The 24753-nt window shown below is 65.0% G+C and carries 21 protein-coding genes; 5 read left to right on the top strand and 16 right to left on the bottom strand.

The window, feature by feature from the left end:
• The first annotated feature begins 37 nt into the window (after positions 1 to 37).
• The 3 genes from BM374_RS03710 (at position 38) to BM374_RS03700 (ending at position 5906) form a co-directional block, all read left to right on the top strand.
• A complete protein-coding gene (locus BM374_RS03710; RefSeq protein ID WP_177248074.1) occupies positions 38 to 1255 on the top strand; it encodes an efflux RND transporter periplasmic adaptor subunit in 1218 nt (405 codons plus the stop codon).
• Positions 1252 to 4419 carry an efflux RND transporter permease subunit gene (locus BM374_RS03705; protein ID WP_092289187.1) on the top strand — a complete coding sequence of 1056 codons (3168 nt, stop codon included), beginning with the start codon at positions 1252 to 1254 and terminating at the stop codon, positions 4417 to 4419. Before BM374_RS03710 ends, BM374_RS03705 begins: the two co-directional genes overlap by 4 nt.
• A gap of 284 nt (positions 4420 to 4703) precedes the next feature.
• On the top strand, positions 4704 to 5906 hold the full coding sequence (locus tag BM374_RS03700) for an ABC transporter substrate-binding protein (protein ID WP_092289186.1): 1203 nt from the start codon (positions 4704 to 4706) through the stop codon (positions 5904 to 5906).
• 156 nt (positions 5907 to 6062) lie between these two features.
• Here the strand turns inward: BM374_RS03700 and BM374_RS03695 are convergent, their stop codons facing one another.
• The 4 genes from BM374_RS03695 to BM374_RS03680 are packed head-to-tail and all read right to left on the bottom strand — an operon-like array spanning position 6063 to position 10664.
• Complete coding sequence (locus BM374_RS03695) at positions 6063 to 6452, bottom strand: MAPEG family protein (RefSeq protein WP_092290207.1); 390 nt, start codon at positions 6450 to 6452, stop codon at positions 6063 to 6065.
• Positions 6453 to 6479: 27 nt separating this feature from the next.
• On the bottom strand, positions 6480 to 7562 hold the full coding sequence (locus BM374_RS03690; RefSeq protein ID WP_092289185.1) for a lipocalin-like domain-containing protein: 1083 nt from the start codon (positions 7560 to 7562) through the stop codon (positions 6480 to 6482).
• A complete protein-coding gene (locus BM374_RS03685; RefSeq protein WP_092289184.1) occupies positions 7552 to 10014 on the bottom strand; it encodes an ABC transporter permease in 2463 nt (820 codons plus the stop codon). Before BM374_RS03685 ends, BM374_RS03690 begins: the two co-directional genes overlap by 11 nt.
• Positions 10011 to 10664 (bottom strand): ABC transporter ATP-binding protein, encoded by a 654-nt coding sequence (locus BM374_RS03680; RefSeq protein WP_092289183.1) that lies wholly within the window; start codon positions 10662 to 10664, stop codon positions 10011 to 10013. The genes BM374_RS03685 and BM374_RS03680 overlap by 4 nt, the downstream gene beginning before the upstream one ends.
• A 144-nt stretch (positions 10665 to 10808) precedes the next feature.
• On the opposite strand from BM374_RS03680, the gene BM374_RS03675 reads away from it, so the two are divergent.
• Positions 10809 to 12152, top strand: coding sequence for an MFS transporter (locus BM374_RS03675; RefSeq protein ID WP_092290206.1), 1344 nt, complete (start codon positions 10809 to 10811; stop codon positions 12150 to 12152).
• A 223-nt stretch (positions 12153 to 12375) separates the two neighbouring features.
• Here the strand turns inward: BM374_RS03675 and BM374_RS03670 are convergent, their stop codons facing one another.
• The 11 genes from BM374_RS03670 to soxX all read right to left on the bottom strand — a co-directional run bounded on the left by BM374_RS03670 (position 12376) and on the right by soxX (position 21581).
• Entirely contained in the window at positions 12376 to 14091 is a 1716-nt protein-coding gene (locus tag BM374_RS03670) for an N-acyl-D-amino-acid deacylase family protein (RefSeq protein ID WP_092289182.1), read from the bottom strand.
• 73 nt (positions 14092 to 14164) lie between these two features.
• Positions 14165 to 15370 carry an MFS transporter gene (locus tag BM374_RS03665; RefSeq protein ID WP_092289181.1) on the bottom strand — a complete coding sequence of 402 codons (1206 nt, stop codon included), beginning with the start codon at positions 15368 to 15370 and terminating at the stop codon, positions 14165 to 14167.
• A gap of 166 nt (positions 15371 to 15536) precedes the next feature.
• Positions 15537 to 15716, bottom strand: coding sequence for a hypothetical protein (locus BM374_RS03660; protein WP_092289180.1), 180 nt, complete (start codon positions 15714 to 15716; stop codon positions 15537 to 15539).
• A gap of 3 nt (positions 15717 to 15719) precedes the next feature.
• Positions 15720 to 16760, bottom strand: a complete 1041-nt coding sequence (locus BM374_RS03655; protein ID WP_092289179.1) for an MBL fold metallo-hydrolase — start codon at positions 16758 to 16760, stop codon at positions 15720 to 15722.
• A 206-nt stretch (positions 16761 to 16966) separates the two neighbouring features.
• A complete protein-coding gene (locus BM374_RS03650; protein WP_092289178.1) occupies positions 16967 to 17425 on the bottom strand; it encodes a DsrE family protein in 459 nt (152 codons plus the stop codon).
• Between the two features lie 3 nt (positions 17426 to 17428).
• Complete coding sequence (gene soxB / locus BM374_RS03645) at positions 17429 to 19174, bottom strand: thiosulfohydrolase SoxB (RefSeq protein WP_092289177.1); 1746 nt, start codon at positions 19172 to 19174, stop codon at positions 17429 to 17431.
• A 45-nt stretch (positions 19175 to 19219) separates the two neighbouring features.
• On the bottom strand, positions 19220 to 19525 hold the full coding sequence (locus tag BM374_RS03640; protein ID WP_092289176.1) for a hypothetical protein: 306 nt from the start codon (positions 19523 to 19525) through the stop codon (positions 19220 to 19222).
• The gene (gene soxA, locus BM374_RS03635) at positions 19522 to 20385 is read right to left on the bottom strand and encodes a sulfur oxidation c-type cytochrome SoxA (protein ID WP_177248073.1); all 864 of its coding nucleotides are present in this window, start codon (positions 20383 to 20385) and stop codon (positions 19522 to 19524) included. The genes BM374_RS03640 and soxA overlap by 4 nt, the downstream gene beginning before the upstream one ends.
• Positions 20385 to 20696 carry a thiosulfate oxidation carrier complex protein SoxZ gene (soxZ, locus tag BM374_RS03630; RefSeq protein ID WP_092289174.1) on the bottom strand — a complete coding sequence of 104 codons (312 nt, stop codon included), beginning with the start codon at positions 20694 to 20696 and terminating at the stop codon, positions 20385 to 20387. Before soxZ ends, soxA begins: the two co-directional genes overlap by 1 nt.
• A 20-nt stretch (positions 20697 to 20716) precedes the next feature.
• Complete coding sequence (gene soxY / locus BM374_RS03625; protein ID WP_092289173.1) at positions 20717 to 21202, bottom strand: thiosulfate oxidation carrier protein SoxY; 486 nt, start codon at positions 21200 to 21202, stop codon at positions 20717 to 20719.
• A gap of 22 nt (positions 21203 to 21224) precedes the next feature.
• A complete protein-coding gene (gene soxX / locus BM374_RS03620; protein WP_092290205.1) occupies positions 21225 to 21581 on the bottom strand; it encodes a sulfur oxidation c-type cytochrome SoxX in 357 nt (118 codons plus the stop codon).
• A 236-nt stretch (positions 21582 to 21817) separates the two neighbouring features.
• Here soxX and BM374_RS03615 point away from each other — a divergent pair, with 236 nt between their 5' ends.
• Positions 21818 to 22492, top strand: coding sequence for a DUF938 domain-containing protein (locus BM374_RS03615; protein WP_092289172.1), 675 nt, complete (start codon positions 21818 to 21820; stop codon positions 22490 to 22492).
• Between the two features lie 12 nt (positions 22493 to 22504).
• On the opposite strand, the gene BM374_RS03610 is transcribed toward BM374_RS03615, so the two are convergent.
• Positions 22505 to 24580 carry a prolyl oligopeptidase family serine peptidase gene (locus BM374_RS03610; protein ID WP_092289171.1) on the bottom strand — a complete coding sequence of 692 codons (2076 nt, stop codon included), beginning with the start codon at positions 24578 to 24580 and terminating at the stop codon, positions 22505 to 22507.
• Positions 24581 to 24753: the final 173 nt, after the last annotated feature.

Genomic DNA, 24753 nt, shown 5'->3' with positions numbered 1-24753 from the left:
ACCCTGTGTTTCTGCGGCTTTGATGCGAGGACCTGGGATGAGCGGACCGGACGGAAGCGAGCAATTTGCCACGACGCACGATTTCGTTCAGTCCCGGCCGTTCGCCTTAGCCGGCCTGCTCGTAGCGGCCTTCGCGCTCAGCGGTTGCGGACAGCCGACCTCGCAAGCGGCCGCGCCGCCGCCGCCGCCGGTCACTGTCGCGCAGCCGGTCAAGCGCACCGTCACCGATTGGGACGAGTACACCGGCCGCTTCGAGGCGGTGGAAGAGGTGCAGGTGCGCCCCCGCGTCGGCGGCTTCGTCAACTCGGTCGAGTTCCAGGACGGCGCGATCGTCCACCAGGGCGACCTGCTCTACGTGATTGACCCGCGCCCGTTCGAGGCGGTGGCCGAGCAAGCCGATGGCCAGCTCTCCGATGCCCGCGCCAAGGTGGAGCTTGCGAAGCGCGAGCTCGACCGCGGCCTGAACCTCGTGCAGACCAGCGCGGTGTCCGAGCAGGTCGTCGACCAGCGCCGCCAAGCCTTGCAGGCTGCGCACGCCGCCGAGACCCAGGCCGAGGGCGCACTGAAGGCTGCCCAGCTCAACATCGAGTTCACTCATGTCACCGCGCCGATCACCGGCCGCGTCAGCCGTCATCTCGTCAGTCCCGGCAATCTCGTGCAGGGCAGCGACAACGGCTCGTCGACCTTGCTGACCTCGATCGTGACGATGGACCCGATCTACATCTATTTCGACATGGATGAGACGGCCTTCATGAAATACAGCAAGCTCTGGTTCGAAGGGAAGCGCCCGAGCTCGCGCGACACGGCAAACCCCGTGCAGGTGACGCTCGCCGGCGAAACCAAGCCGTCGCATGAGGGCTCCGTCAACTTCCTCGACAACCGCCTCGATGTCTCCACCGGCACGCTGCGCAGCCGCGCCGTGGTCAAGAACACCGATCTGTCGATCCTGCCCGGCCAGTTCGGCCGTGTCAGGCTGATCGGCAGCGCGCCTTACGAGGCGCTGTTGATCCCGGATGCCGCTGTTGCAACCGACCAGTCGCGCAAGATCGTGTTCGTGGTGAAGTCCGACGACACCGTTGAGGCGCGGCCCGTGGTGCTCGGGCCGCTCGATGACGGCCTGCGCGTGATCCGCGAAGGCCTGAAGGCCGAGGACCGCGTCATCGTCAACGGCATCCAGCGCGCCCGCGTCGGCGCCAAGGTCACCCCGCAGACCGCTCAAGCGCCGGCCGGTGGCAAGGCTGGTGACAAGTCATGAATCTTGGCCGCCTCTCCATCAACCAGCCCATCCTGGCGATGGTGCTGTCGATCGTGCTGCTGATTGTCGGCGCGCTCGCCTATTCGACGCTGCCGGTCTCCGAATATCCGCAAGTGGTTCCGCCGACCGTCGTCGTCACCACGCAATATCCGGGCGCCTCGGCCCAGACCGTGTCCGATACCGTCGCGGCTCCAATCGAGCAGCAGATCAACGGCGTCGAGGACATGCTGTATCTCTACAGCCAGGCGACCTCGAACGGCCAGCTCACCATCACCGTCACCTTCAAGTTGGGCACCGATCTCGACAAGGCGCAGGTGCTGGTCCAGAACCGCGTCGCGATCGCGCAGCCGCAGCTGCCGGACGAAGTGCAGCGCAACGGCGTCGTCACCCGCAAGAACTCGCCCGACATCCTGATGGTCGTGTTCATGCTGTCGCCGGACGACACCTTCGACCAGCTCTACATCTCCAACTACGCGCTGCTCCAGGTGCGCGATCAGCTGCTGCGCATCGACGGCGTCGGCGACATCCAGATCTTCGGCGCGCGCGATTATTCGATGCGGCTCTGGCTCGATCCTGACCGCATCGCCAATCTCGGCCTGACCTCGGCCGAGGTGCTGGCCGCGATCCGGGCTCAGAACGTGCAGATCGCCGGCGGCCAGGTCGCCGAGCCGCCGATCGCCGACCGCGCGTTCCAGCCGAATCTGGTTTTTACGGGACGATTGAAAGACCAGAAGCAGTTCGAGGACATCCTGATCAAAGCTGGCTCGGACGGTCGCACGGTGCGCCTGCGCGACGTCGCCCGCATCGAGCTCGGCGCGCTCGCCTATTCCACCAACAGCTTCCTGCTGCGCAAATCGGCTGTCGCCATGCTGGTGACGCAGCGGCCTGGGTCGAATGCGCTGGCGACGGCAAAGCACATCTCCGACACCATGACGAAGCTGAAGGAGAGCTTTCCGAAGGGGCTCGACTACAATATCGGCTACAATCCGACCGAGTTCATCGCGCAGTCCGTTCACGAGCTGATCAAGACCATCTACGAAGCCATGCTGCTCGTCGTGGTCGTGGTGCTGGTGTTCCTGCAGGGCTGGCGTCCCGCGATCATCCCGATCATCGCGATCCCGGTCTCGCTGGTCGGCACCTTTGCCGTGATGGCGGCGCTCGGCTTCTCCATCAACAACCTCACGCTGTTCGGGCTCGTGCTCGCCGTCGGTATCGTGGTCGACGACGCCATCGTCGTGGTCGAGAATGTCGAGCGCCATCTCGAGCACGGCCTCACCAGGCGCGACGCGGCGCTGAAGACGATGGAGGAGGTCGGCGGTGCGCTGGTCTCGATCGCGCTGGTGCTATGCGCCGTGTTCGTTCCCACGGCATTCCTGGGCGGTATCTCCGGGCAATTCTTCCAGCAGTTCGCTGTCACCATCGCGGTCGCGACTGCGATCTCCTGCTTCTGCTCGCTGACCCTGTCGCCGGCGCTGGCCTCGCAGATCCTCACGCCTCATGAAGAGAAGCGGCCGCCTGCCGCCTGGAATCTGATCGCGCGCGGCTGGGGCGCCTTCACCGGTGCTTTCAACCGCGCGTTCGACCGGCTCTCGCACGGCTATGCAAGCGTCGCTGATTTCGTGATCCGGCATTCCGTCGTGATGCTGCTGATCTATGTGGTGCTGATCGGCAGCGCCGGCTGGCTGATCGGGACCACGCCGCAGGGCTTCATCCCGGCGCAGGACCGCGGCTACGTCATCGTCTCGGTGCAATTGCCGGGCGCGGCGTCGCTCGCACGCACCACCGAGATCGTCCGCGAGATCGAGCGGATCGCGCTGGACACGCCGGGCATCATCCGCGTTGCCGCCTTTGCCGGCTTCTCCGGCGCGACGCGCACCCAGGCGGGCAATGCGGCCGCGCTGTTCCCGGTGTTCGATGAGCCGGAGGCGCGACTGAAGAAGGGGCTGACGGCCAACGCGATCACGGCCGAGCTGCGCAAGCGCCTGGCCGCGATCCAGGGCGCGTTCATCATCGTCATCCCGCCGCCGGCAGTGCCCGGAATCGGCACCGGCGGCGGTTTCGCCATCCGCATCCAGGATCGGCAAGGCCGTGGACCGGAGCTGCTGGCGTCGGCGACAGACGAGCTCGTCGCCGCCGCACGCAAATCGCCCTTGCTCCTCGGCCCCTCGGTGTTCTCGCCGTTCTCGGCCAATACGCCGCAATTGTTCGTCGACATCGACCGCACCAAGGCGCAGAAGCTCGGCGTGCCCATCTCCAACATCAACGAAACGATCCAGACCTATTTCGGATCGACCTATGTCAACGACTTCAACCTGTTCGGTCGCACCTATCACGTCACCGCTCAGGCTGATTTCCCGTTCCGCAAAGAGCCGAGCGATCTCGCGCGGCTGCGCACGCGCAACGCCTCCGGGGACATGGTGATGCTCGGTAGCGTGGTTGACTTCCGGGATGTCTCGGGCCCCGACCGCGTCGCGCGCTACAATCTCTATGCGGCGTCCGAGCTTCAGGGCGAGCCTGCGCCGGGCGTGAGCTCGACCACCGCGCTCAACACCATCAAGAAGCTCGCCGATGAGACCTTGCCGAGCGGCTTCAGCTTCGAGTGGACCGATCTGTCCTATCAGCAGATCAATGGCGGCAATGCCGGCCTTTACGTGTTCCCGATCTGCGTGCTGTTCGTCTATCTCGTGCTCGCCGCGCAGTATGGCAGCTGGACCTTGCCGTTCGCGGTGATCCTGATCGTGCCGATGTGCCTGCTGGCGGCCACCATCGGCGTGCGCATCATGGGTCAGGACGTCAATATTCTCACCCAGATCGGCTTCGTCGTGCTGGTGGGATTGGCGGCAAAGAACGCGATCCTCATCGTCGAGTTCGCGCGCGACATCGAACTCGAAGGCAAGCCGCGGCTGGAAGCCGTCATCGAAGCCTGCCGGCTTCGCCTGCGGCCGATTTTGATGACGTCCTTTGCCTTCATCCTCGGCGTGCTGCCGCTGGTGATCTCGTCCGGCTCGGGCTCCGAAATGCGCCAGGCGGTCGGCGTCGCCGTGTTCTTCGGCATGCTCGGCGTCACCCTGTTCGGCCTCTTGTTCACGCCGATCTTCTATGTGGTGGTGCGGAACCTGGCGGAGGGGCGGAACGAGAAGGGGACGGAGGCAGTGGGCTCTTAGGTGTTGGCCACTGGCGTCTCCAGACTCTCCGCTGTCATCCCCGCTGAACGCGGGGATCCATAACCCCAGGGAGCAGTGCGGGGCGAAGCCCGTCACCACGGTCTTCGCAAAACTCCTCCCTGTGGTTATGGGTCCGGATCTGCGCTTCGCTTGTCCGCGACGACAGCGGTTGTTTGACGCAAAGCCGCCCATACTAACGACCAACATGAAATGGATGGGCACGCCCGGTCTTCTTCACTACACTCCGCGCGATTTCAAAACAGAACAATGCTGGGAGATAACAGATGAAATCAGCACTTTTGGCCGCTGCCGCAATTTCGGCTCTCTTGCTGGCGGCGCCGGCCTCCGCGCAAGGAACGGGACAAGGCGTCAAGATCGGCATCCTCAACGATCAGTCCGGCGTCTATGCCGATTACGGCGGCAAGTACTCCGTCGAAGCGGCCAAGATGGCCATCGAGGATTTTGGCGGCGAGGTGCTCGGCCAGAAGATCGAGATGGTCACAGCCGACCACCAGAACAAGCCCGATCTCGCCACCTCGATCGCGCGACGCTGGTACGACGTAGAGAACGTCGACATGATCACGGAGCTGACGACCTCTTCGGTCGCGCTCGCGATCCACGAGCTCTCCAAGGAGAAGAAGAAGATCGACATCGTCGTCGGCGCCGCGACCTCACGCCTCACGGGCGATGCCTGCCAGCCCTACGGCTTCCACTGGGCGTACGACACCCGCGCGCTTGCGGTCGGTACCGGTGGTGCGCTGACCAAAGCCGGCGGCGACACCTGGTTCTTTCTCACCGCGGACTATGCCTTCGGTTATGCGCTGGAGAAGGACACCAGCGAGATCGTCACCGCCAATGGCGGCAAGGTGGTCGGCTCGGTGCGCGTGCCGCTCAACTCTTCCGACTTCTCGTCCTTCCTGCTCCAGGCGCAGAGCTCGAAGGCCAAGATCGTCGGCCTCGCCAATGCGGGCCTCGACACCACCAACTCGATCAAACAGGCATCGGAGTTCGGAATCGTCTCCGGCGGCCAGAAGCTCGCCGGCCTCCTGATGACGCTCGCCGAAGTGCACGGCCTCGGCCTGCAGGCGGCGCAGGGCCTGGTGCTGACCGAGGGTTTCTATTGGGATCACGACGACGCGACGCGCGCCTTCTCCGAGCGCTTCTTCAAGCGAACCGGGCGGATGCCGAGCATGATCCACGCCGGCACCTATTCGGCGACGCTGAGCTATCTGAAGGCGGTGAAGGCCGCCGGCACCAAGGACACCGAAGCGGTCGCCAAGAAGCTGAAGGAGTTGCCGGTCGACGACGCCTTCGCCAAGGGCAAGGTGCTCGAGAACGGCCGCATGGTGCACGACATGTATCTGTTCGAGGTCAAGAAGCCCTCGGAATCGAAGAAGCCGTGGGATTATTACAAGCAGCTCGCCGTGGTCCCCGGCGACCAGGCGTTCTTCACCGCCAAGGAAAGCGGCTGCCCGCTGACGAAGTAGGTCTTTCGTGTCCCGGACGCGGTGCAGCGCTTCTTAGCGGTGCACCGCAGAGCCGGGACCCACGCTTCTCCAAATTCCCGGCTAAATTGGGTCCCGGTTCAGCGGCGCAGCGTTACACGCTGGACCGCGCCCGGGACACGAGCGCGTGTGATGCCCTCACGACACCAGCCGCATCACCACCGCGCCCAGTGCGCCCACCCACAGGGCGATCGCGGCGGTGGCCTGGATCGCAAAGCCCGGGCCGCGCTTGGCGGCGGCCTGCGAATAGCCGATGAAATAGGCGATGCGGCCGACGATCCAGACCGCGCCGATCGCCGCCGCGCCGGCGTTGCTGACATAGATCGCGAACAGCCAGAGCGCCGGAAGGAAGATCGGCATCCATTCCAGCGTGTTCATCTGGATGCGGAAGGCGCGCTCGAAGTCCGGATGGCCCGACATCGCCGGCACCTTGACGCCGGTCTTGCTGCGCGAGCGCGAGACGTTGATGGAAGTGAAGAAGTAAAATGCAATTGCCAGCAGCGTGACGAGGGCGGTGAGATGATACATCGCAAGGTCCATTCAAACGGTCGCGCTTCAATACCCGGTCAGCTCGAGATAGCCAACGCCCTGATGCGTGCCGGCGAAGCTGACCGGTCCCTCCCAATAGGAGAAGCCGGTCCCCATCCATGCCGCAGGGTTGAGCGGCTTGCAGGCAATCGAGAATGAGCGCGAGGGGATTGCGATCTGCCATTCCACCGGCAGCTTGCGTCCTGCCACATCCGCCGTGGCCTTCGGCGCCATCTGGATGTCGCTCCCCGCGATCATCTGCGTCTCGCCGCTGGCGCTGATCCAGTTGCCGAACGGGTAATCCTTGCCGTCTTTTTGCCGCAGCCGGTACAGCATCAGCTTGTCGCCGGTGGACAGATGCAGCGACAGCCAGTCCCAGCCGGTCTGGTCGGTGTCGAGCGGCTGGCTGCTCCACTCCCGGTCCATCCAGGCCTGGCCCGTGACGTCGACCTGGATGTCGTCGATCGTGAGGGTGCCGCGCGCGCGGTAGAACGGCTGGCTGTAATAATACGACGCCTGCCCGCGCTCGGATTTGCGGCTGTAGCCTCCCTCGCCTTGCAACACGACCGGGCGGCCGGCCTCGAGCGTCAACGCGTAGCTGAAATCGGTGCTCGAGGCCTTCAGTGTCACCGGCGACAAGGTGAGATCGTCGGTACGCTCAGAACCTTTCATATCCCAATCGTCGATCCACGCCGCGAACGGCCTTGCCTCGACGCCGGCTTGCCCGATACCGCCGCGCGCGAACCGCTCGTTGAAACGGTGGGTGTCGGCGCGCGTCACCGCCGCATGCGCCATCCAGATCTGCTTGTTGGCCCAGCCTTCGCCTTGCGGGCCCGGCTTCGCGGCCTGGCGGAACAGCGTCCATTGCAGCCCGCAGGCCGCGCCGCTGGCATCGACGAGATTTGCCGTCAGATACCACCACTCGATGCGAAACTCCGGGTGCGGCCCGTGATCGGCAGGGAAGACAAACGTTTTGCCCGGCGTGACCTTCGCAAAGCCATCGGCGCTCTCGCCGAGCCCCGCATAGCCTTGCGCAGCGGCGCGGCGGGCAAGCGCCAGCGCGGCGATGCCGCCGGCAAACGCACGGCGCGAGAGTTTGTCAGCGCTCATTGGCAAACACCTTGACGAGGTTCGCCGGCTGCATCCGCGCCAGGCGCAACACCGGCAGCAGCGCGGCCAGCAGCGAGGCGATCAGCGCCACCGCGACCAGCTCGACCAGTTGCAGCGGAAACACATGGAACGGCAGCCGCCAGCCGAACGCCTTTACATTGACGATCACGATCAGGCACCACGCCACCAGCAGCCCGAGCGGCACGGCGAGGAGCGAGGTGAACAGCGCGACCGCCAGCGTCTTGGTCAGCTCGATCGCGGCGAGGCGCGGCCGCGTGATGCCGATCGCCCACAGCGGCGCGAGCTGCGGCAGGCGCGAATTCGCCAGCGTCAGCAGGCTGGTCAAGAGCGCAATGCCGGCGACGCCGAGCGTGAAGGCATTCAGCGCGGACGTCACCGCAAAGGTGCGGTTGAAGATGCGGATCGATTCCGCCTTTACCGTCGCCTGGTCCGCCACCGCGCGGTCGTCGAGCGCAAACTGCTTCTGCAACGCCGCGATCAAGCCGGCAATCTTGTCGCGCGGGACGATCAGCCCGATCCGCGTCTGTGGGGTCTGCGGAAACTGCCGGATCAGCGCCGCGATGTTGACCGCAAGCTGCCCCTTGGGGTTGCCGTAATCGGCATAGATGCCGACGATGTCGAGCTCCCAGGTCCCCCCCGGCGCCGGCACCTCGATCACGTCACCGACGCGCACGTTGAGCCGGCGGCTGAGCTGCTCGCTGATGAAGGCGGCGTTGCCCGGCACCAGTTGCGTCCAGGCCCGCGGCGCTGTCTCCAGCAGCGGCCAGCGCTCGCGATAGAGCGGGTGATCGGGCAGGCCGAGCAATTCCACCGGCTGGCCCTGAACCCGGGTCTCCGCGCGCCCGCCCGACAGGATCGCCTGCACCTCGGGCCGGTCCTTCAGCCAGTTGCGGATCGCCGCGCCTTGCGCATTGTCGGCGGCGCTGATGTAGACGTCGGCGGCGAGCCGCCCGTCGAGCCAGCCGACGAAGGTGCGGCTGAAGGTCTCCACCATGGTGGAAACTCCGACATTGACCGCGAGCGCGAGCAGCAGCGCCATCAGCGCCAGCGACAGGCCGGAGAGCTGCTGCCGGCTGTCGGCCCAGAACCACAGCGCCAGCGGTCCGCGCGCCAGACGCTGGCCCACGAGCAAAAGAATCTCCAGGAAGGCGGGCAGGATCAGCGCCGCGCCGAGCATCAGCGCCGCCAGCACGCCGAACCCTGAGATCAGCGATTGCCCTTCATAAAGCAGCAACAGCGCGGCCGCGAACACGGCGCAGGCGGCACAGCTTTGCAGGACCAGCCAGCGGCGCTGGCGCTGCTGCCAGGCCCGCGGCTGCGCCGTCGCCAGCACGGGCATGCGGATCGCCTTGATCAGGCTGGTCGCCGCCGCCACCAGCGCCCCCGCGACGCTGATGCCGATGCCGGCGAGCCACCATTCGGGCCGCAAACTGAGCTGCCCCGGAATCTGTGCGCCATAGAGCCCGCGCAGCGATGCCGCCACATCGGGCAGCAGCGCCGCCGCGATCACATAACCGCAGACGAGCCCGATCAGGCCCGCGACCAGCGCCAGCGCCACCAGCTCGATGACCAGCACGCTATTGACCAGCCGCGCGGAGACGCCGCAGGCGCGCAAGGTCCGCAGCATCGGCAGCCGCTGCTCGAAGGCAAGGCCGACGGCGGAGTTGACGATGAAGAGGCCGACGAAGAACGACAGCAGGCCGAACGCGGTGAGGTTGAGATGGAAGCTGTCGGTCAACCGTTCCAGCTCAGTCTCGGCGGTCGGCTCCATCAGCTGCAGCTGATCGCCGACGACGCTTTGCAGCGACGCGGGCTTGCTCTTCGCCTTCCCGATCAGCAGGCGCGAGACTTGATCCGGCTTGTTCAACACTCGTTGCGCCACGCCGATATCGACCACCAGCACGTCAGGCACGAGCTGCGGCAGCACATGCAGCGGCGGCAGCTTTGCGCCGCTGCTGATCGACGGCGTCGCTCCTTCACTCTCCCGCAAATCGCCCAGTGTCTCCCGCGCCACCAGCGTCTGCCCGGGCGCCGCGACGAAGTTGCTGAGGTCCGCGGCCCCGAGGCGCGGGGCATTGCCGACATCGGGCGGCAGCGTCACCGGCTCGATGCCGAGCAGCCGCATCGATCGCCCATTGATCTGGACCCGGCCTTCGAGCACCGGCGAGACCGGCCAGCCCGCGCGCCTCAGCTTGACGAACAGGCCTTGCGAAAAGGTCGCCGCATCAGGCGCGACTAGCGTCGCCGTGCGCACGCCGCCAAACGTCGCCGCTGCGCGGTCGTAGGCGCTGCGGGCCTGCTGGTTGATCGCCTGCACGCCGCTCCACAGCGCGGTCGCCGCGATCAGCCCGATCAGCAGCGTCGCGAATTGCATTCGGTGTCGCCGCCAATGGCTGAGCAGCACCGCCAGCACCCACAGTGCGCGCCTCATGCGATCCGTCCCGCGTGCAGCACGATGTGGCGGTCGAGCGTGCCGGCCAGGTGCAGGCTGTGCGTCACCATCAGGAAGCCGCAGCCGGTGCGCGCGACGAGGTCGCGCGTCAGCGCCAGCACGTCGTCGGCGGTGGCTTCATCCAGATTTCCGGTCGGCTCGTCCGCGAGCAGCAACGATGGTTTTGTCGCCAGGGCACGGCCGATCGCGACGCGCTGCTGCTGGCCGCCTGAGATCTGCTCCGGATAACGCTTGAGCAGGCCGCCAAGCCCGAGCCGCTCGACCAGCTCCCTGGTCCAGGCGACGTCATGCCGGCCGGCGATGCGGGCCTGGAAGGCGAGGTTGTCGGCGATCGACAGGCTCGGGATCAGGTTGAATTGCTGAAACACCAGGCCGATCCGGTCGCGGCGCAATTCGGCGCGGTCCGCATCCGCCAGCTCGGTGATCTCGGTATCTCCCAGCCGGATCGAGCCGGCATCGGCGGCGTCTAACCCCGCGATGAGGTGCAGCAGCGTGCTCTTGCCGCTGCCGGATTCGCCCGTGAGCGCGACGCGCTCGCCGGCGGCGAGGTCGAGGTCGACGCCGCGCAGCACATGGACCGGCTCGCCGGCCGAGGTGAAGGTCTTCGAGAGGTTTCGGATGCTCAGCAAGATCAGTGCGCCGTACGGAATTTACTCATGCTGCGTAGCACACTTAGCGTGGAAATGCCGGGGTTGCGTTACCGTTCAAGCCGTTGTTAGCTCGCAGGGACGGCCAAATCAAAAGTGCCGACAAAAGAACATGCGGGGAGAATGATGAGCGCTCAGGGAACGCCCAATGCGGCGGGCAGGACGGCAGGGGTGTCCCAAGGGACGACGGCGACACCGAAGGGCGCCTGGACCGTCACTTTTCTCCTCTTCCTCTTCATGGTCGTGAACTTCGCCGACAAGATCGTCGTCGGCCTCGCCGGCGTGCCGATCATGACCGATCTGAAGCTCCAGCCGGAACAGTTCGGCCTGCTCGGGTCCTCGTTCTTCTTCCTGTTCTCGATCTCGGCCATCGTGGTCGGCTTCATCGTCAACAAGGTGGCGACGCGCTATGTACTGCTAACCTTGGCGGTGATCTGGGCGCTGGCGCAGTTTCCGATGGTCGGCACCGTCTCCTTCACCACGCTCTTGGTCTGCCGCATCGTGCTGGGCGCGGGCGAAGGCCCGGCCTTCTCGGTCGCGGCGCATGCGATCTACAAATGGTTCCCGGACGAGAAGCGCACGCTGCCCACCGCGATCCTGTCGCAAGGCTCGGCGTTCGGCGTGATCCTGGCGGTGCCGGCGCTGAACTGGGTCATCGTCAATCATTCCTGGCACTACGCCTTCGGCGCGCTCGGCGTGGTCGGCCTGATCTGGGTCTGCGCCTGGCTGGCGCTCGGCAAGGAAGGCCCGCTCGAGGACACGCAGGCGCTCGCGGTCAATGAGCCGAAGATTCCTTACCTCCAGCTTCTCACCTCGCGCACCTTTCTCGGCTGCGTGATCGCGACCTTCGGCGCCTATTGGGCGCTGTCGCTCGGCCTCACCTGGTTCACGCCCTTCATCGTCAAGGGTCTCGGTTTCTCGCAGAGCCAGGCCGGCTTCATCTCGATCCTGCCCTGGGTGTTCGGCGCCACCGTCGTCATCCTGACGGGCTGGATCTCGCAGGTGATGATGGCGCGCGGCTACACCACGCGCGTCTCGCGCGGCGTGCTCGGCTCGGTGCCGCTGATCATCGGCGGCCTGATCCTGGCGATGATGCCGCAGGTCGCGGGTGCGAGCCTGCAGATTGCCCTGCTCGTGGTCGGCTCCGGCCTGTGCGGCGCGATCTACGTGGTCTGCCCGCCGATGCTCGGCGAGTTCACGCCGGCCTCGCAGCGCGGCGCCGTGATCGCGATCTACGGCGCGCTCTACACACTCTCGGGCATCATCGCGCCGATGGTGATGGGCACCGTGATCCAGCGCGCCGGCAGCATGCTCGACGGCTACATGACCGGCTTCACCATCAACGCGGTGGTGATGGTCGGCTCGGGCCTCGTCGGCCTGCTGCTGCTGTGGCCGAACACGGAAAAGGCGAGGCTGACGCGCGGCACGGCTGCGACCGCTTCGCTGAAGAGTGCGGTGTCGCCGACGTAAGGCGGGCACGGCTTTAGGCAGACGCTGCCGGCCCCAACCACAGCTGTCGTCCCGGGGCGCGCGTAGCGCGAGCCCGGGATCCATACCCCCAGGGAGCGGTTTGGTGAAGACCCGGAGTTAGCAGCTTCTCGCCACACGTCTGCCTGGGAGTATGGGTCCCCGCCTTCGCGGGGACGACATTGAGAATGAGGCTCGGCCCTCGCGCGTCAGTCCCAGCCGCCCTCTAATTCACCCCCTGCGTACCCCGGATCAACCTGCCCGGCCGGCGTCCGGTCGCCTCGCCCTGCCGCCGCGTCACCATGCCTGACACGATGGTCGCGTCATAGCCATCGACATCCTGCAACAGCCTGCGGCCGCCGACGGGCAGATCGTAGTGCACCTTGGGCGGATGCAGATGCAGCCTGTCATAGTCGATCACGTTGACGTCGGCCTTGTAGCCCGGCGCGATCAGCCCGCGGTCGGTGAGCCCGACCGAGAGCGCCGTCTTGCGGGATTGCGCGGCGACCACGAACGGGATCGTCAGCTTCTCGCCGCGGGTGCGGTCGCGCGTCCAGTGCGTCAGCAGATAGGTCGGGAAACTGGCATCGCAGATGATGCCGCAATGCGCCCCGCCGTCGGAGAGCCCCGGCACCGATTGCGGGTCGATCAGCATCTCGCGCGTCGCATCGAGATTGCCGTCGGAATAGTTGAGGAACGGCACGTAGAGCATGCCGCGTCCCTCGTCCGACAGCATCGCATCGTAAGCAAGCTCCTCCGGCTGGCGTCCCTGCCTGCGCGCCTGCGGGCCCAGCGCATTCTCCGGCGGCTGCTCGTAGTCGGGGGGATCGCCGAGCAGGAACATCTTGTCGTAGTTCGGACGGAAGAACAGCGGGTCGTCGGTTGCGGTCGCCGTCTCGCTCAGGATCGCCTTGCGCACATCCGCCTGACGCAGCCGCGCCAGCCTCTCCCCAAGCGGCAGATGCGCGATCGCCTTGTAGCTTGGATGCGTCTGGAACGGATTGCGCGACAGTTCGAGCCCGAGCAGCAGCCCGACCGGGCGCGCCGCGATCTGCGCCGTGATGGAAAGGCCGCGCTTCGCGGCCGCATTGATCTCGTCCAGCGTCTGGCGCCAGCGGTTGGGCGATCTGTCGTTCTGCGTGATCGAGAACGAGATCGGGCACTTCGTGCTGTCAGCCACCCGCAGCATCATCGGCAGGTCTTCGTGGATGGTGGAGAGGTCGAGCACGAATTGCAGCACGCTGCGGCCTTGCCTGTGCATCGCGCCCGCGATCGCGGTGAGCTCGTCTTCGCCCGCCTTCAAGGTCGGGGTGAAATCGCCGGTCGATGTGCGGTGGTTGAGCGTGCGCGAGGTGGAGAAGCCGAGCGCGCCTGATCGCACCGCTTCGCCTGCGAGCTTCGCCATCGCTGCGTTGTCCTCCGCGGTCGAAGGATCGCGGCGCGCGCCGCGTTCGCCCATGACATAGACGCGCAGCGCCGCGTGCGGCAGCTGTGCGCCGATATCGATGTCGAAATCGCGCTTCGACAGCCAGTTCATGTAATCGGGGAAGCTCTCCCAGGCCCAGGGGATGCCGGCGCTCAGCACCGGCTCGGGAATGTCCTCGACGCCTTCCATCAGCTGGATCAGCCTGACGTGGTCTTCAGGCTTGCAAGGTGCAAAGCCGACGCCGCAATTGCCCATGATCGCGGTGGTGACGCCGTTCTGCGACGACGGCGTAATGTCCTGGCTCCAGGTCACCTGCCCGTCGTAATGGGTGTGCACGTCGACGAAGCCCGGCGTCACGAGCTTGCCCCGCGCATCGATCTCTTCGCGGCCCTTGGCCGCGACCTTACCCACTTCGCTGATCTTGCCGCCGGTGATGGCAACGTCAGCCTCGAACAGCTCGCCGCCATTGCCATCTGCGACGGTGCCGCCGCGGATCACGAGATCGGGGGTGCTCATGGTGTTTCGTCCCGTTTTGTCGTTTGTTTCTTTTCGTCGTTCCGACTTCGCCGGAAGACGCCTGCATTATTGGCTACGCTTTGGCCGCCTTCCGCTCCGTGAACGGCGACAGGACCCCGGTTGCCACCATGAAGATCACTGACGCCCCGAACACCCAGTGCGGCGCGCTCTGGTCCATGATCCAGCCGAACAGCAGCGGTGAGACGATGCCGCCGAGATTGAAGCCGGTGGAGACGATGCCGAAGGCGCGGCCCGCGGCACCGGGAGGCGCGGCGTTGCGTACCAGCATGTCCCGCGACGGCGCAATCACGCCGGAGAGGAAGCCCGCAATCGCCATCGTGGCGGTGAGCGCCCAGCCGGGCAACGTGACCAGCGCGATCATCAGCACGATGGCGGCATTGGCGGCAAAGCAGGCGGCGGCGACATAGCCGTGGCGCTCGGTGTGATCGGCGAGGAAGCCGCCTGCGAGCACGCCCGCGGCGCTCGCGCCAAGGAACCCGGTCAGCATGACATTGGCTGAGGAATAGGAGGCGCCGTAGCCGCCCATCAGCGCGACCACACCGAAATTGTTGATGCCTGCGACCGACAGGCTGAGCAGCATGAACAGCACGGTGAGCGCGATCAGGGCGGGCGTGATCACGGCCTGCTTCGGTGCGTTCTCCGCACCGGGCTTTGTCTTGTGCGCACCGGCATCGGGAATGCTCATGAGCACCAGCAGCAGCGCCACCGCCAGGCCGATTGCGCCCGACGCGATCAGCGCGCCGGCGCCGCCGGAGACGGTTACGAGCGCGGCGACGATCGCCGGTGCCACGGCGCCTCCGAGAAAGCCGGCGAAGGTGTGGATCGAGAAGGCGCGGCCCATCCGGGCCTCATCCATGTGTTCGGCCAGGATCGCGTAGTCGGCAGGATGATAGACGCTGTTGGCGAGGCCGAGCAGCACGGCGCAGGCGATCAGTGAGACGTAGCTCAAATGCAGGCCGAGCATGATCAGCGCGAGCCCGCCGAGCATCAAGCCGCCGAGCAGGATCTTGCGCGCGCCAAAATGGTCGACGAGATAGCCGGTCGGCGCCTGCGTCAGTCCGGAGACGACAGCCGACACGGTCAGGGCAAAGCCGAGCTCGACATAGCCGACGCCGAGCTGGCCCTTCAGGAACGGGAACAACATCGGCAGGACCAGCAGATGGAAATGGCTGACCCAATGCGCGATCGAAATCCCGGTCAGCGTGCGCAGCGCACTGTCCGCCTTGCCTTGTTGCGGTGCGGCGAGAACGTCGACCATTGCAGTTCCGTTTCACGTCCTGAACGTGCGCAAACTATCGAGGACAGCAGTTATTTGTCCATCAACGCAGGCGCATGGCAGGTAGTGCGGGTGGGGGTCTATCCACCTGTCGTCCCTGCGAAAGCAGTGCATTCGCAGGGACGACAGCGGAGTTCGCGGCAGCCCCTCACAGCGGCTCGTCATCCGGCCCGTAACGATCGCGCTTCGGCGTGGCGATGTCGCCGTCTTCGTAATCGTCGTCGGTGTCGCGTGGTGGCTGCGGCTTGCTGGCCTTGTGGTCCACAGTCTTCGGTGGTCCGCCCGCCTTGGCGCTCTTGTTTCCGATCTTTTTTCCGATCTTGGCCATGGCTCAGGCGTGCACTACCGGTCCGCCCGCCTTCTTCCAGGCATCGATACCGCCGGCGATGTGGGCGGTGTTGGCAAGGCCCGCCTCCTTTGCCGCGGCGACAGCCATCGCCGAGCGCTCGCCGAAGGCGCAGAAGAACACGACGCGGCGACCCGTGGCAGCGGCGACCTCGCGCAGCATGCCGCCGGGCTTGAGGCTCTCCTCGACGCTCGGATAGGGCGTGTGCAGCGCGCCTTCGAGCATGCCGTGCTTCACGCGCTCACTGGTCTCGCGCAGATCGACCAGCAGGATGTCGGGCCGGTGCAGGGAGCGGATCGCCTCGACGGCGCTGAGCGCGCGACCCTCTTTCTCCAGCTCTTCCTGATGCAGGCCGACATGCATGTTCGCCGGCACCGCCACATCCATCATCTTCGGATTGGGCAGCTTCAGGTTCGCCATCAGCTCGACATATTCATCGACCGAGCGCACCTGCAGCCGCGGATTGTAGCGCTTCTCCTCGCCGATGGTGGAGACGGTGTCGCCCTTATAGTCATGCGCCGGGAACACCATCGTCTCGTCTGGCAGCTTGAGCAGCCGGTTGAAGATCGAATCATATTGCGCGCGCGACGAGCCATTCTGGAAATCGGTGCGGCCGGTGCCGCGGATCAGAAGCGTGTCGCCGGTGAAGACGCGATCGCCCATCAGGTAGGAGTAGGAATCGTCGGTGTGGCCCGGCGTGTACATCACGTCGAGCGACAGGCCCTCGATCGTCACCTTGTCGCCATCGGCAACACGCATCGCCACCACGTCGGCCTTGGTCTGGTCGCCCATCACGGTCATGCAATGGGTACGGTCGCGCAGCTCGCCGAGTCCGGTGACATGGTCGGCATGCAGATGGGTGTCGACCGCCTTGACCAGCTTGAGGTCGAGCTCGCGCAGCAGCTGGCAATAGCGGTCGACCTTTTCCAGCACGGGATCGAGGATCAGCGCCTCGCCACCGGGGCGGCTGGCGAGGACATAGCTGTAGGTGCCCGAAACGCTGTCGAAGAGCTGGCGGAAGATCATGGCAGGACCCGGCGTGGCGTGATTTCGAGAATTCTACTACGCCGGAGGGCGGAAAGAGAAGTAATGTGCTGTTAAAATGAGAGAATTTGAAAGATTTTTGTTGCGCCCTCCGCCGTCATTCCGGAGCGGCTCGCAGAGCCGAACCCGGAGTCTCGAGATTTCGGGTTCGATGCTTCGCCTCGCCCCGGAATGACGGCGACGGCTCCCTACGGCCGCACCACCGTGTAGCCATTCTCCGCCAGGAACAGGATCTGCCCCACACCCACCTGCACCGGCGTTGCGCCGGGGATTAACTCGGGCCGCTTGCCCGTCTCCCGCTCGATCGTATCCACCGTATTGAGGCAGATGTCGAAGCGCACGCCCTGCGCGATCAGGCTTTCGACCTGCTTGCGGCGCTCGCTGCCCGACAACAGGAGATCGATGCCGGGACCGAAGGTAACGACCTCGACGACGATCTTGTCGGGGTCGTAGGCCTTCAGCAGATTGTTGGCGACGCTCAGCACCAGCGCCTGCTTCTTCGCATCGCCATCGGAGAGCTGAAGCACGATCTTGTGCTCGGCGAACGGCTTGTCCTGGAGCGGAACCGGCTGCGCAAGGGCGAGCGGCATCGCAGCCCATGCAAGCAGCGCCCCCAGCATCGCGCCAAAGATTTGCGATCGCATCATTTGCTACCCTGCAATGCCCGGATTACCGTCGACGCCTTTCAGCGTGACGCCGGTGCCGAGCCGCTCGGGCATCATTCGCCCCGAGCGCAGATATTTGCCCAGCACGTCCCACACCGGCGCGCCCTGCTGAGCATTGACCGAGGCCCAGCCCGCGACCTTGTAGTGCCTGTTGGCACTCAGCGACTTGCCATTGGCGAGCTTCAGTTCGGAGATGCGGTTGCCGATCGCGTTGCTGGGACTGCAGGCGTAGCTAAGGCCGCCGGCGCGCACCATGTCGCCGCCTTGCTGGTAATAGGGATCGGTGTTGAAGAGGTTGTCGCAGACGTCCTCCAGCACGTCCTTGATCTGCGCGCCGGTCATCTCCTGCACATAGGTCTCGGGATAGCTGATCGCGGTCTCCGCGAGCACGTCCTCCATGGTCAGCGGTTGGCCGGACAGAGCGGTGAGGCCCCAGCGGAAGCCGGGCGACAACGCGATCTCGGCGTTGAGTTCGGTGCGCAGCGCAGCGCAGATCAGCTCATCGACGGGGCCGGCGAAATTGTCGCGGCGATAGAGCAGGCGATCGGGCGTGGCGATCTTCTCCGACCAGTCGGTCACATGCTGTGCGCGCAGCTTTCCGATCAGATCGGCCATCGCAGGATCGGGCTTCAGCAGCTCCGAATAAACCGGCAGCAGATGATATCTGATATCGCCGACCTTGCCCTTGTCGAGCGCGAGATCGAGCACGCCCAGGAATTTTCCGTTGGAGCCGGCGTTGGTGACGAGCGTCGTGCCGCCTGCGTTCTTCACCAGGATCGGCTGAGGTACGGCGTCATGGGTATGGCCGCCGAGAATGACGTTGATACCGGTGACGCGGCTTGCAAGCTTGAGGTCGACGTCCATGCCGTTGTGCGACAGCAGGATCACCGCATCGACCTTGTCATTGCCGCGCAACGCGTCGACATGCTTTTGCAGCTCTTCCTCGCGGATGCCAAAGCTCCAGTTCGGCGTGAACCGCTTGGGATGGGCGATCGGCACATAGGGAAAGGCCTGGCCGATGATCGCGACGCGATGGCCGCCGAGCTCCTTGATGATCGACGGCTTGAATACGCGCCCCGTCGCCTTGTCGAAGGCGGGGGCGTCGTTGAACGCGGCCTCCTCGGTCAGGAAGACGTTCTGCGCCAGGAACTCGCCTTTGAAGTGCGCGAGATTTTCACGCAGCACCTCTTCGCCATAGGTGAATTCCCAATGTCCGGTCATCGCCTCGATGCCGAGCAGATTGGCGACCTCCACCATGTCGCGGCCTTGCATGACGTTGGCGAGCCCGGTGCCCTGCCAGAGATCGCCGCCGTCGACCAGCACGGCCCGCTTCTCGCCAACATCGTTGCGCAGTCGATCGATCAGCGTCTTCAGATGGGCGAAGCCGCCGAGCCTGCCGAAACGAGCGGCGGACTTTTCGAACTCGACACAGGTGAAAGCATAGGCATCCGCGCTGTCAGGCCGGATGCCGAAGCGCTCAAGGAAGGCGCGAGCGACCAGATGCGGCGGCCGCCCCGCCATCTCGCCAATGCCGATATTGACGCCGGGCTCGCGGAAATAAACCGGGTTGAGCTGCGCGTGCGTGTCGGTGAGGTGCAGGATCCGCGCGTTGCCGAAGCGCTCGATATCGTAGATGCTCGCGGCTTCAGCACTGCGCGCAAGCCGCGGCAGGCCGAGCGATACGGCAGCAACGGCTGAGCCCTTCAGGAAGTCGCGGCGGCGGATCGCCATCACACATTCTCCGCGCCGGTTCTCGGCAGTTCCACTGGGTCTAGTCTAGCGGATTTCCATCGCCTTCCAGGCGTCTTTTTCAGACGTTGCCTGGACGATCGACGCCTTCGCCAGCGCTTCGGCCTCCTTGGCAGCAGCCACGGCGCGGTCGAAATCGCCGCCGTCGCCCGCCTTCTTGGCGGCCGCCAGCGTCGAGACGGTCGTGGTCCACTGGTTGCGCATGCCGGCTGCCTCCTTGGATGCAGTCTCCGCGGCAGCATAGGCCGCCTTGTAGTCTGCTTCATTTGCCGCGCGTGCCGCTGGCGCGAAGCTCAATGCGAGCAGCATGACGAGGGGAAATGACCGCTTCATGGCCGCGCTCCCGGACCCGATATCGGCAGGCCATTGGCGACGTAGGACAGGAAATATTCGACGTCGCGATATTCGTCCGCCTGCGGCTCCAGCGGAACCGCACGGGTCTGGCTGTTGCAGGTCATGAGACGGCGGGTGGTGGTGCCCATGCCGCTCCATTCGGAGCGGTAAATCGGCATCGCGTTGAGGATGCCGAGCGCCGGCGCCAGGATCTCGGCGCGGATGCGCTGACCCGGGCTCTGCACATGGCAGCTGGCGCAGGAAAAGTTCAGCTGGCCGCGGCGCGTGTAGAAATAGCGCTTGCCGTTCTCGAAGGCCTCCAGCGCACGCGGATCATCGGGGATCTTGATGTCCATCGGCTTGCCGCGCGAGGTGTAGGCCATGTAGGCCGTGAGCGAGGCCATCTCGTCCTTGACGTAGGAATAGGGCGCCTCCCCATTGGCCTCGCGGCAACGGTTGAGGGCGAGCTCCAGCGTGACGACCTTGCCCTCCTTGGTGTCGAAATAGGGATAGTTCTGGCGAATGCCGACGCCGCCGTTCGGGAAGCAGTCCGCATAGGTCTTGCCGTTCTTGAATGGCGTCGAGAACATTTCTTTGCCGGCATCGAGCGCGAACTCATAGGGCGGGAATTCTTCCTTCTCCTGCCACTGCCGCTTCATGTCCTCGTTCATGGAATAGGGACCGTTGACGAAATCCTCGTGCTTCACGTCAGGAAACTTCTGGAAGAAGAAGTTCTGGAACGCCTTGGCGTCGGCGGCGGGATCGACCTTGTCGGCCGCGACCACGCGCGGCGAGGTGAGCGCGAACGCGATGAGCGCGGCGCTCAGCGAGCCAAGCAGGAGGGAGGAGCCGGCCTTCATCACGCGATCTTCGCGGTGGTCTGGTCGGATCCACCCTTGTTGTCGGTCCAGGAGATCGTGAGGTCGTCGCCCTTCTTGGCGCCCTTGAAGCTGAACTTGATATAGGGGTCCTTGGAGACGGCCGGTCCCCAATCGGCGACGAACACCTCCTTGCCGTTACAGGCGAACTTCAGCTCCTGGATGAAATGCGGCGGGATCAGCTCGCCCTTGGCGTCCTTGACGAAGCCGGAATCCATGGGGTGCTGGATCAGCGCCTGCACCTCGGTGATGTCGCCGTTGGTGGTGGCGCGGACGCGAATGCTGGATGCCATGTTCGATCTCCTTTCGCGCCTCAGCCGCCGCAGCCGCCGACGGTGACCTTGACTTCCTTGGCCGCGCTGAACAGCTTGCCGTCGGCTTCCACGATCGCGACCACATTGGTGGTCTTGGCCATCTTCAGGCGGTTGGCGACGACAGGCATGGTGCCGTCGGGAATCTTGTAGGATGCCGCGAGCGCGTTCGGGTTCTCGGCGACGAAGAACGAGATCGAGGTGACCTTGTCCAGTGTCGTCGTCACCGAGATCGGCACGACCGCGCCGTTCTCGGCGATCTCGGGCGCATCGAGCTTGACCTTGTCGGAGGGCTCGGCGGTCTTGCCGTAGAGTGCCTTGATCGCGTCGGCCTCGCTCTTCTGCTTGAACGCCTCTTCCGGATATTTGTCGTTGGCCGCGGCGCGCGCGGGCGCGTACGGCAGATTGCCGAGGCCGATCAGCGCGACCGTGACAGCGCCCTGAAGGATCAGGCGCCGGGTCGGATGAGGGCCGATGTGCGTCGTCATCTCGAGTCTCCTTGGCCCGCAATTACAGCGTCTGCAGGAAATCAACGATCACATTGATCTCCTGTTCGGTCAGAATGCGGTTGCGGCCGAACGGCGGCATCATGGTCTGCGGGTTGCGTTTGGTCTCGTCGAACAGGATCGCGGCCAGCTCGTTACGGTCAGGATATTTGGCCTTGAGGTCCTTCAGTTCCGGCCCGATCGTGCCGGGCAGATCGCCGCCCTTGATGACGTGGCAGGTCAGGCAGTTGCCCTTGCCACGGTCGAAGGCGAGCTTTTGACCCTCGGCGGCGGTCGATTGCGCCCATGCCGGGCGCGCAGCGGAGCCGGCGAGGACGACCAGCGCGAGGAGCAGGGCGGGCTTGCGAAGAAAGGCGGTCAAGGCGTCGTTCCGAGGCGTAATTTCGAGGGTCGCGTTTGCAGGAATATAGGTGCTCAAAGCACAAAGGACATGCCCTGACAATCATGACTATGCAGGGCGCAAAATGGCGTTAATATCTTCCCGCATTGCAACTGAAGAGATCGATCGTTCATCAAGCCGGCCGTAACCGGCAAGCGTTCGGGGCGTTTCGTCCTTACTGCATTTTCGTCTGCTTTCTCATTTTCCGGGGACATCAATTGGCTGAATATGTCGTTGAATTTGGCAGGGACGGCGGGAGGGTCGAGTCTGACGGCCGCCTCGATGCGCCGGCCTTCCATCGCAATCACGAGCCGCTTTGGGGTGCGCTCGCGAGGCACCTCATTGGGCGGTCGGGCGACGTGGTCGAGGTCGGCAGTGGAACCGGCCAGCACGTGGTTCATTTCGCCCGCCATACGCCCGATCTGGTCTGGTGGCCGAGCGACCTCAACCAGCGTCACGTGAAGAGCATCGAGGCGTGGCGCGTGCATTCGGGCCTGACCAACATCCGCAGCCCGTTGCGGATCGATCTGTCCGATCCGGACTGGTGCCCGGAGATGCGAAGCGGGCAGGGCCCGAAGGATCTCGCGGCCGTGTTCTGCGCCAATGTCATTCATATTGCGCCCTGGGCGGTGGCGGAGGGCCTGTTTGCCGGCGCCGGCCGCTATTTGCGGTCCGACGGCGAATTGTTCCTCTACGGCCCGTTCAAGCGCGATGGCAAGCACACCGCGCTCAGCAACGCCGTGTTCGACACCTCGCTGCGTGAAGGCAACCCCGAATGGGGCGTGCGCGACCTGGGCGACGTCGAGACGCTCGCACGCGGCGTGGGGCTTCGTCTCATCGATACGATCGACATGCCCGCGAACAATCTGACGCTGGTGTTTGCGCGCGGGTGAGACGCGAGGCCGTCAGGCCTCGCCGTCCCGCCACCTGATCTTCTCCTTCAAGAACTGAAAGCCCAGCACCTGGAAGCCGGCGCGCTCCTTGTTGTCCTTGCCGTAGCCGTGGCCGCCGGCGGCGGGTTCGTAGAACCAGGCTTCATAGCCCATCGCCTGGAGCTTGGCCGCCATCTTGCGCGCATGGCCGGGATGAACGCGATCGTCGCGCCGCGTCGTGGCGATCAGGATCGGCGGATAGGCCTGGCCGGGCTTTGCGTTGTGATAGGCCGAGTAGGTCTTCAGCCACTCCCATTCCTCCGGCTTGTCGGGATCGCCATACTCCGCGATCCAGCTCGCGCCCGCGAGCAGCTTGGTGTAGCGGCGCATGTCGATCAAGGGAATCGTGCAGAACAGCGCGCCGAAGCGCTCGGGGTAGCGCACCAGCATGTTGGTGATGAGGATGCCGCCGTTCGATCCGCCCTGCGCGGCGATCCGTTTCGGCCTGGTCACCCCGCGACGGACGAGATCGGCGGCCACAGCCGCGAAATCGTCATGTGACAGCTTCTTGCCGGCGAAACGGCCGGCATCGTGCCAGCGCGTGCCGAACTCGCCGCCGCCGCGCAAATTCGCCTGCACAATGGTGCCACCACGCTCCAGCCAGAGCTTGCCAAGCGAGGAATCGTAGTACGGCTTCACGGCGAGCCCGAAGCCGCCATAGGCGCTCATATAAACAGGCGCATCGCCGGTCTCGCCGGCAGGACCAGTCTGCACATAGGGAATGCGCTCGCCGTCGATCGAGATGGCCTCGTGCTGGGTCACCACGAGGCCGTCCGTGTTGAAAATCTTCGGAGCCTGCTTCAGGACAACAGGGCTTTCGACGCCGCGCTCGATCAGCATCAGCGAGGGCGGGGTGAGCGGATCCTGCACATTGGCGAGCAGGTCGCCATTGCTCTCGGATTCGTGGCCATCAAAGCGCCAGACATCGACGACGCCGATCCCGGGAAGGCCGCGCAATACCTCGCGGCTCCAGCCTGAGGTCGAGGGCGTGCAGATCTCGAACACCGGCCGCAATTCGTCGAGAATGGACAGCAGCAGCTTGCCATCAGCCCAGAAAAATCCCTGCAGTGCACGGCGCGCGCCCGGCTCGAACAGGATCGCGAAGTTGCGATCGCCGGCGAGAAATCTCGAGAGCGAGATGCCGAGCACGCTGTCTGCGGCATAGGTGACGCCGCCAACGCTCCAGGCCGAGCGCAGCTTGATGGCGAACCAGTCACGGTGAGCCTGCAGCCAGATATCGGAGGGAAGGTCGAGCTTGATGGTCGCGCCAGTCTCGGTGCCGAGCCAGAGGTCGAAATTGAAGAAGTCGAGCCGGTCGATGAACCAGACCCGCGGCGTCTCGGCGGTGCGGTCGACGTCGCAAGTGGCGCTCATGCGATCGGGCGTGGTCTCGAACACCACACGCGCGTTCTCGACAGGCTCGCCGCGTCGCCACAATCGCACCGTTCGCGCATAGCCGGAGGTCGTCGCCATGCCCTCACCGCCATAGGCGCTCGACAACAATACCGTGTCGGGATCGACCCAATCGACGCCGCCCTTGGCCTCCGGCAGCGTAAAGCCATCGGCAACGAAGTTCTTGGTATTGAGATCGAACTCGCGCAAGGTGACGGCGTCGCTGCCTCCGCGCGACAGGCTCAGGATCGTCTGCGGCGCGTCGCCCGGAAACGAGCTCGACCAATTGAGAAGCCAGTCCTCGCCTTCTTCCGCCGCGAGCTTGTCGATATCGAGCAGCGTTTCCCAAGACGGCTCCGCTTTGCGAAATTCCGCCATCGAAGTTCGCCGCCACAGGCCGCGGGGGTTTTTCACGTCCTTCCAGAGATTGTAGAGGAGACCATCGCTGCGGCTGACATAGGGAATATTGTCCGGCCGATCGAAGATCGCCGCTAGCAAATCGCGGTCGCGCTCAAACGCTGCGCCGCCGAATCTCTTCAGGGTCAGGCTGTTCTGCCGCTCAACGAATTCAAGCGCGCGAGCGCCTTCGACCTCTTCCAGACAGAGCCATGGATCGTCGTCGGGAGCGCTAAGCGTAGGCCTGTCACTGACGGACATGAACGAAACTCCTTAAAGTTCGCGGCGGATAGGATTTGATCGAGCGCAAGCCGTCAAGAGCGGGGCGCGCTATGATCGGCCCGATTGCGTCAGAGGCATGGCCTGCGCCCGTTTGCACCGGTTGCCGGCCCTCGCGCGCCCCTCCATAGTGCCGGGAATCATCAAGCCTTTTG

This window comes from Bradyrhizobium sp. Ghvi (assembly GCF_900115265.1).
In the GTDB taxonomy this organism is placed as follows: Bacteria; Pseudomonadota; Alphaproteobacteria; order Rhizobiales; family Xanthobacteraceae; genus Bradyrhizobium.
The sequence above is the reverse complement of the archived record's forward strand: the minus strand, read 5'-3'. Positions and strand labels throughout refer to the sequence as shown.

Coding starts and splice junctions, on each gene's coding strand:
- BM374_RS03710 (WP_177248074.1), top strand. CDS start 38: ATGAGCGGACCGGACGGAAGCGAGCAATTTGCCACGACGCACGATTTC.
- BM374_RS03705 (WP_092289187.1), top strand. CDS start 1,252: ATGAATCTTGGCCGCCTCTCCATCAACCAGCCCATCCTGGCGATGGTG.
- BM374_RS03700 (WP_092289186.1), top strand. CDS start 4,704: ATGAAATCAGCACTTTTGGCCGCTGCCGCAATTTCGGCTCTCTTGCTG.
- BM374_RS03695 (WP_092290207.1), bottom strand. CDS start 6,452: ATGTATCATCTCACCGCCCTCGTCACGCTGCTGGCAATTGCATTTTAC.
- BM374_RS03690 (WP_092289185.1), bottom strand. CDS start 7,562: ATGAGCGCTGACAAACTCTCGCGCCGTGCGTTTGCCGGCGGCATCGCC.
- BM374_RS03685 (WP_092289184.1), bottom strand. CDS start 10,014: ATGAGGCGCGCACTGTGGGTGCTGGCGGTGCTGCTCAGCCATTGGCGG.
- BM374_RS03675 (WP_092290206.1), top strand. CDS start 10,809: ATGAGCGCTCAGGGAACGCCCAATGCGGCGGGCAGGACGGCAGGGGTG.
- BM374_RS03670 (WP_092289182.1), bottom strand. CDS start 14,091: ATGAGCACCCCCGATCTCGTGATCCGCGGCGGCACCGTCGCAGATGGC.
- BM374_RS03665 (WP_092289181.1), bottom strand. CDS start 15,370: ATGGTCGACGTTCTCGCCGCACCGCAACAAGGCAAGGCGGACAGTGCG.
- BM374_RS03660 (WP_092289180.1), bottom strand. CDS start 15,716: ATGGCCAAGATCGGAAAAAAGATCGGAAACAAGAGCGCCAAGGCGGGC.
- BM374_RS03655 (WP_092289179.1), bottom strand. CDS start 16,760: ATGATCTTCCGCCAGCTCTTCGACAGCGTTTCGGGCACCTACAGCTAT.
- BM374_RS03650 (WP_092289178.1), bottom strand. CDS start 17,425: ATGATGCGATCGCAAATCTTTGGCGCGATGCTGGGGGCGCTGCTTGCA.
- soxB (WP_092289177.1), bottom strand. CDS start 19,174: ATGGCGATCCGCCGCCGCGACTTCCTGAAGGGCTCAGCCGTTGCTGCC.
- BM374_RS03640 (WP_092289176.1), bottom strand. CDS start 19,525: ATGAAGCGGTCATTTCCCCTCGTCATGCTGCTCGCATTGAGCTTCGCG.
- soxA (WP_177248073.1), bottom strand. CDS start 20,385: ATGAAGGCCGGCTCCTCCCTCCTGCTTGGCTCGCTGAGCGCCGCGCTC.
- soxZ (WP_092289174.1), bottom strand. CDS start 20,696: ATGGCATCCAGCATTCGCGTCCGCGCCACCACCAACGGCGACATCACC.
- soxY (WP_092289173.1), bottom strand. CDS start 21,202: ATGACGACGCACATCGGCCCTCATCCGACCCGGCGCCTGATCCTTCAG.
- BM374_RS03610 (WP_092289171.1), bottom strand. CDS start 24,580: ATGTCCGTCAGTGACAGGCCTACGCTTAGCGCTCCCGACGACGATCCA.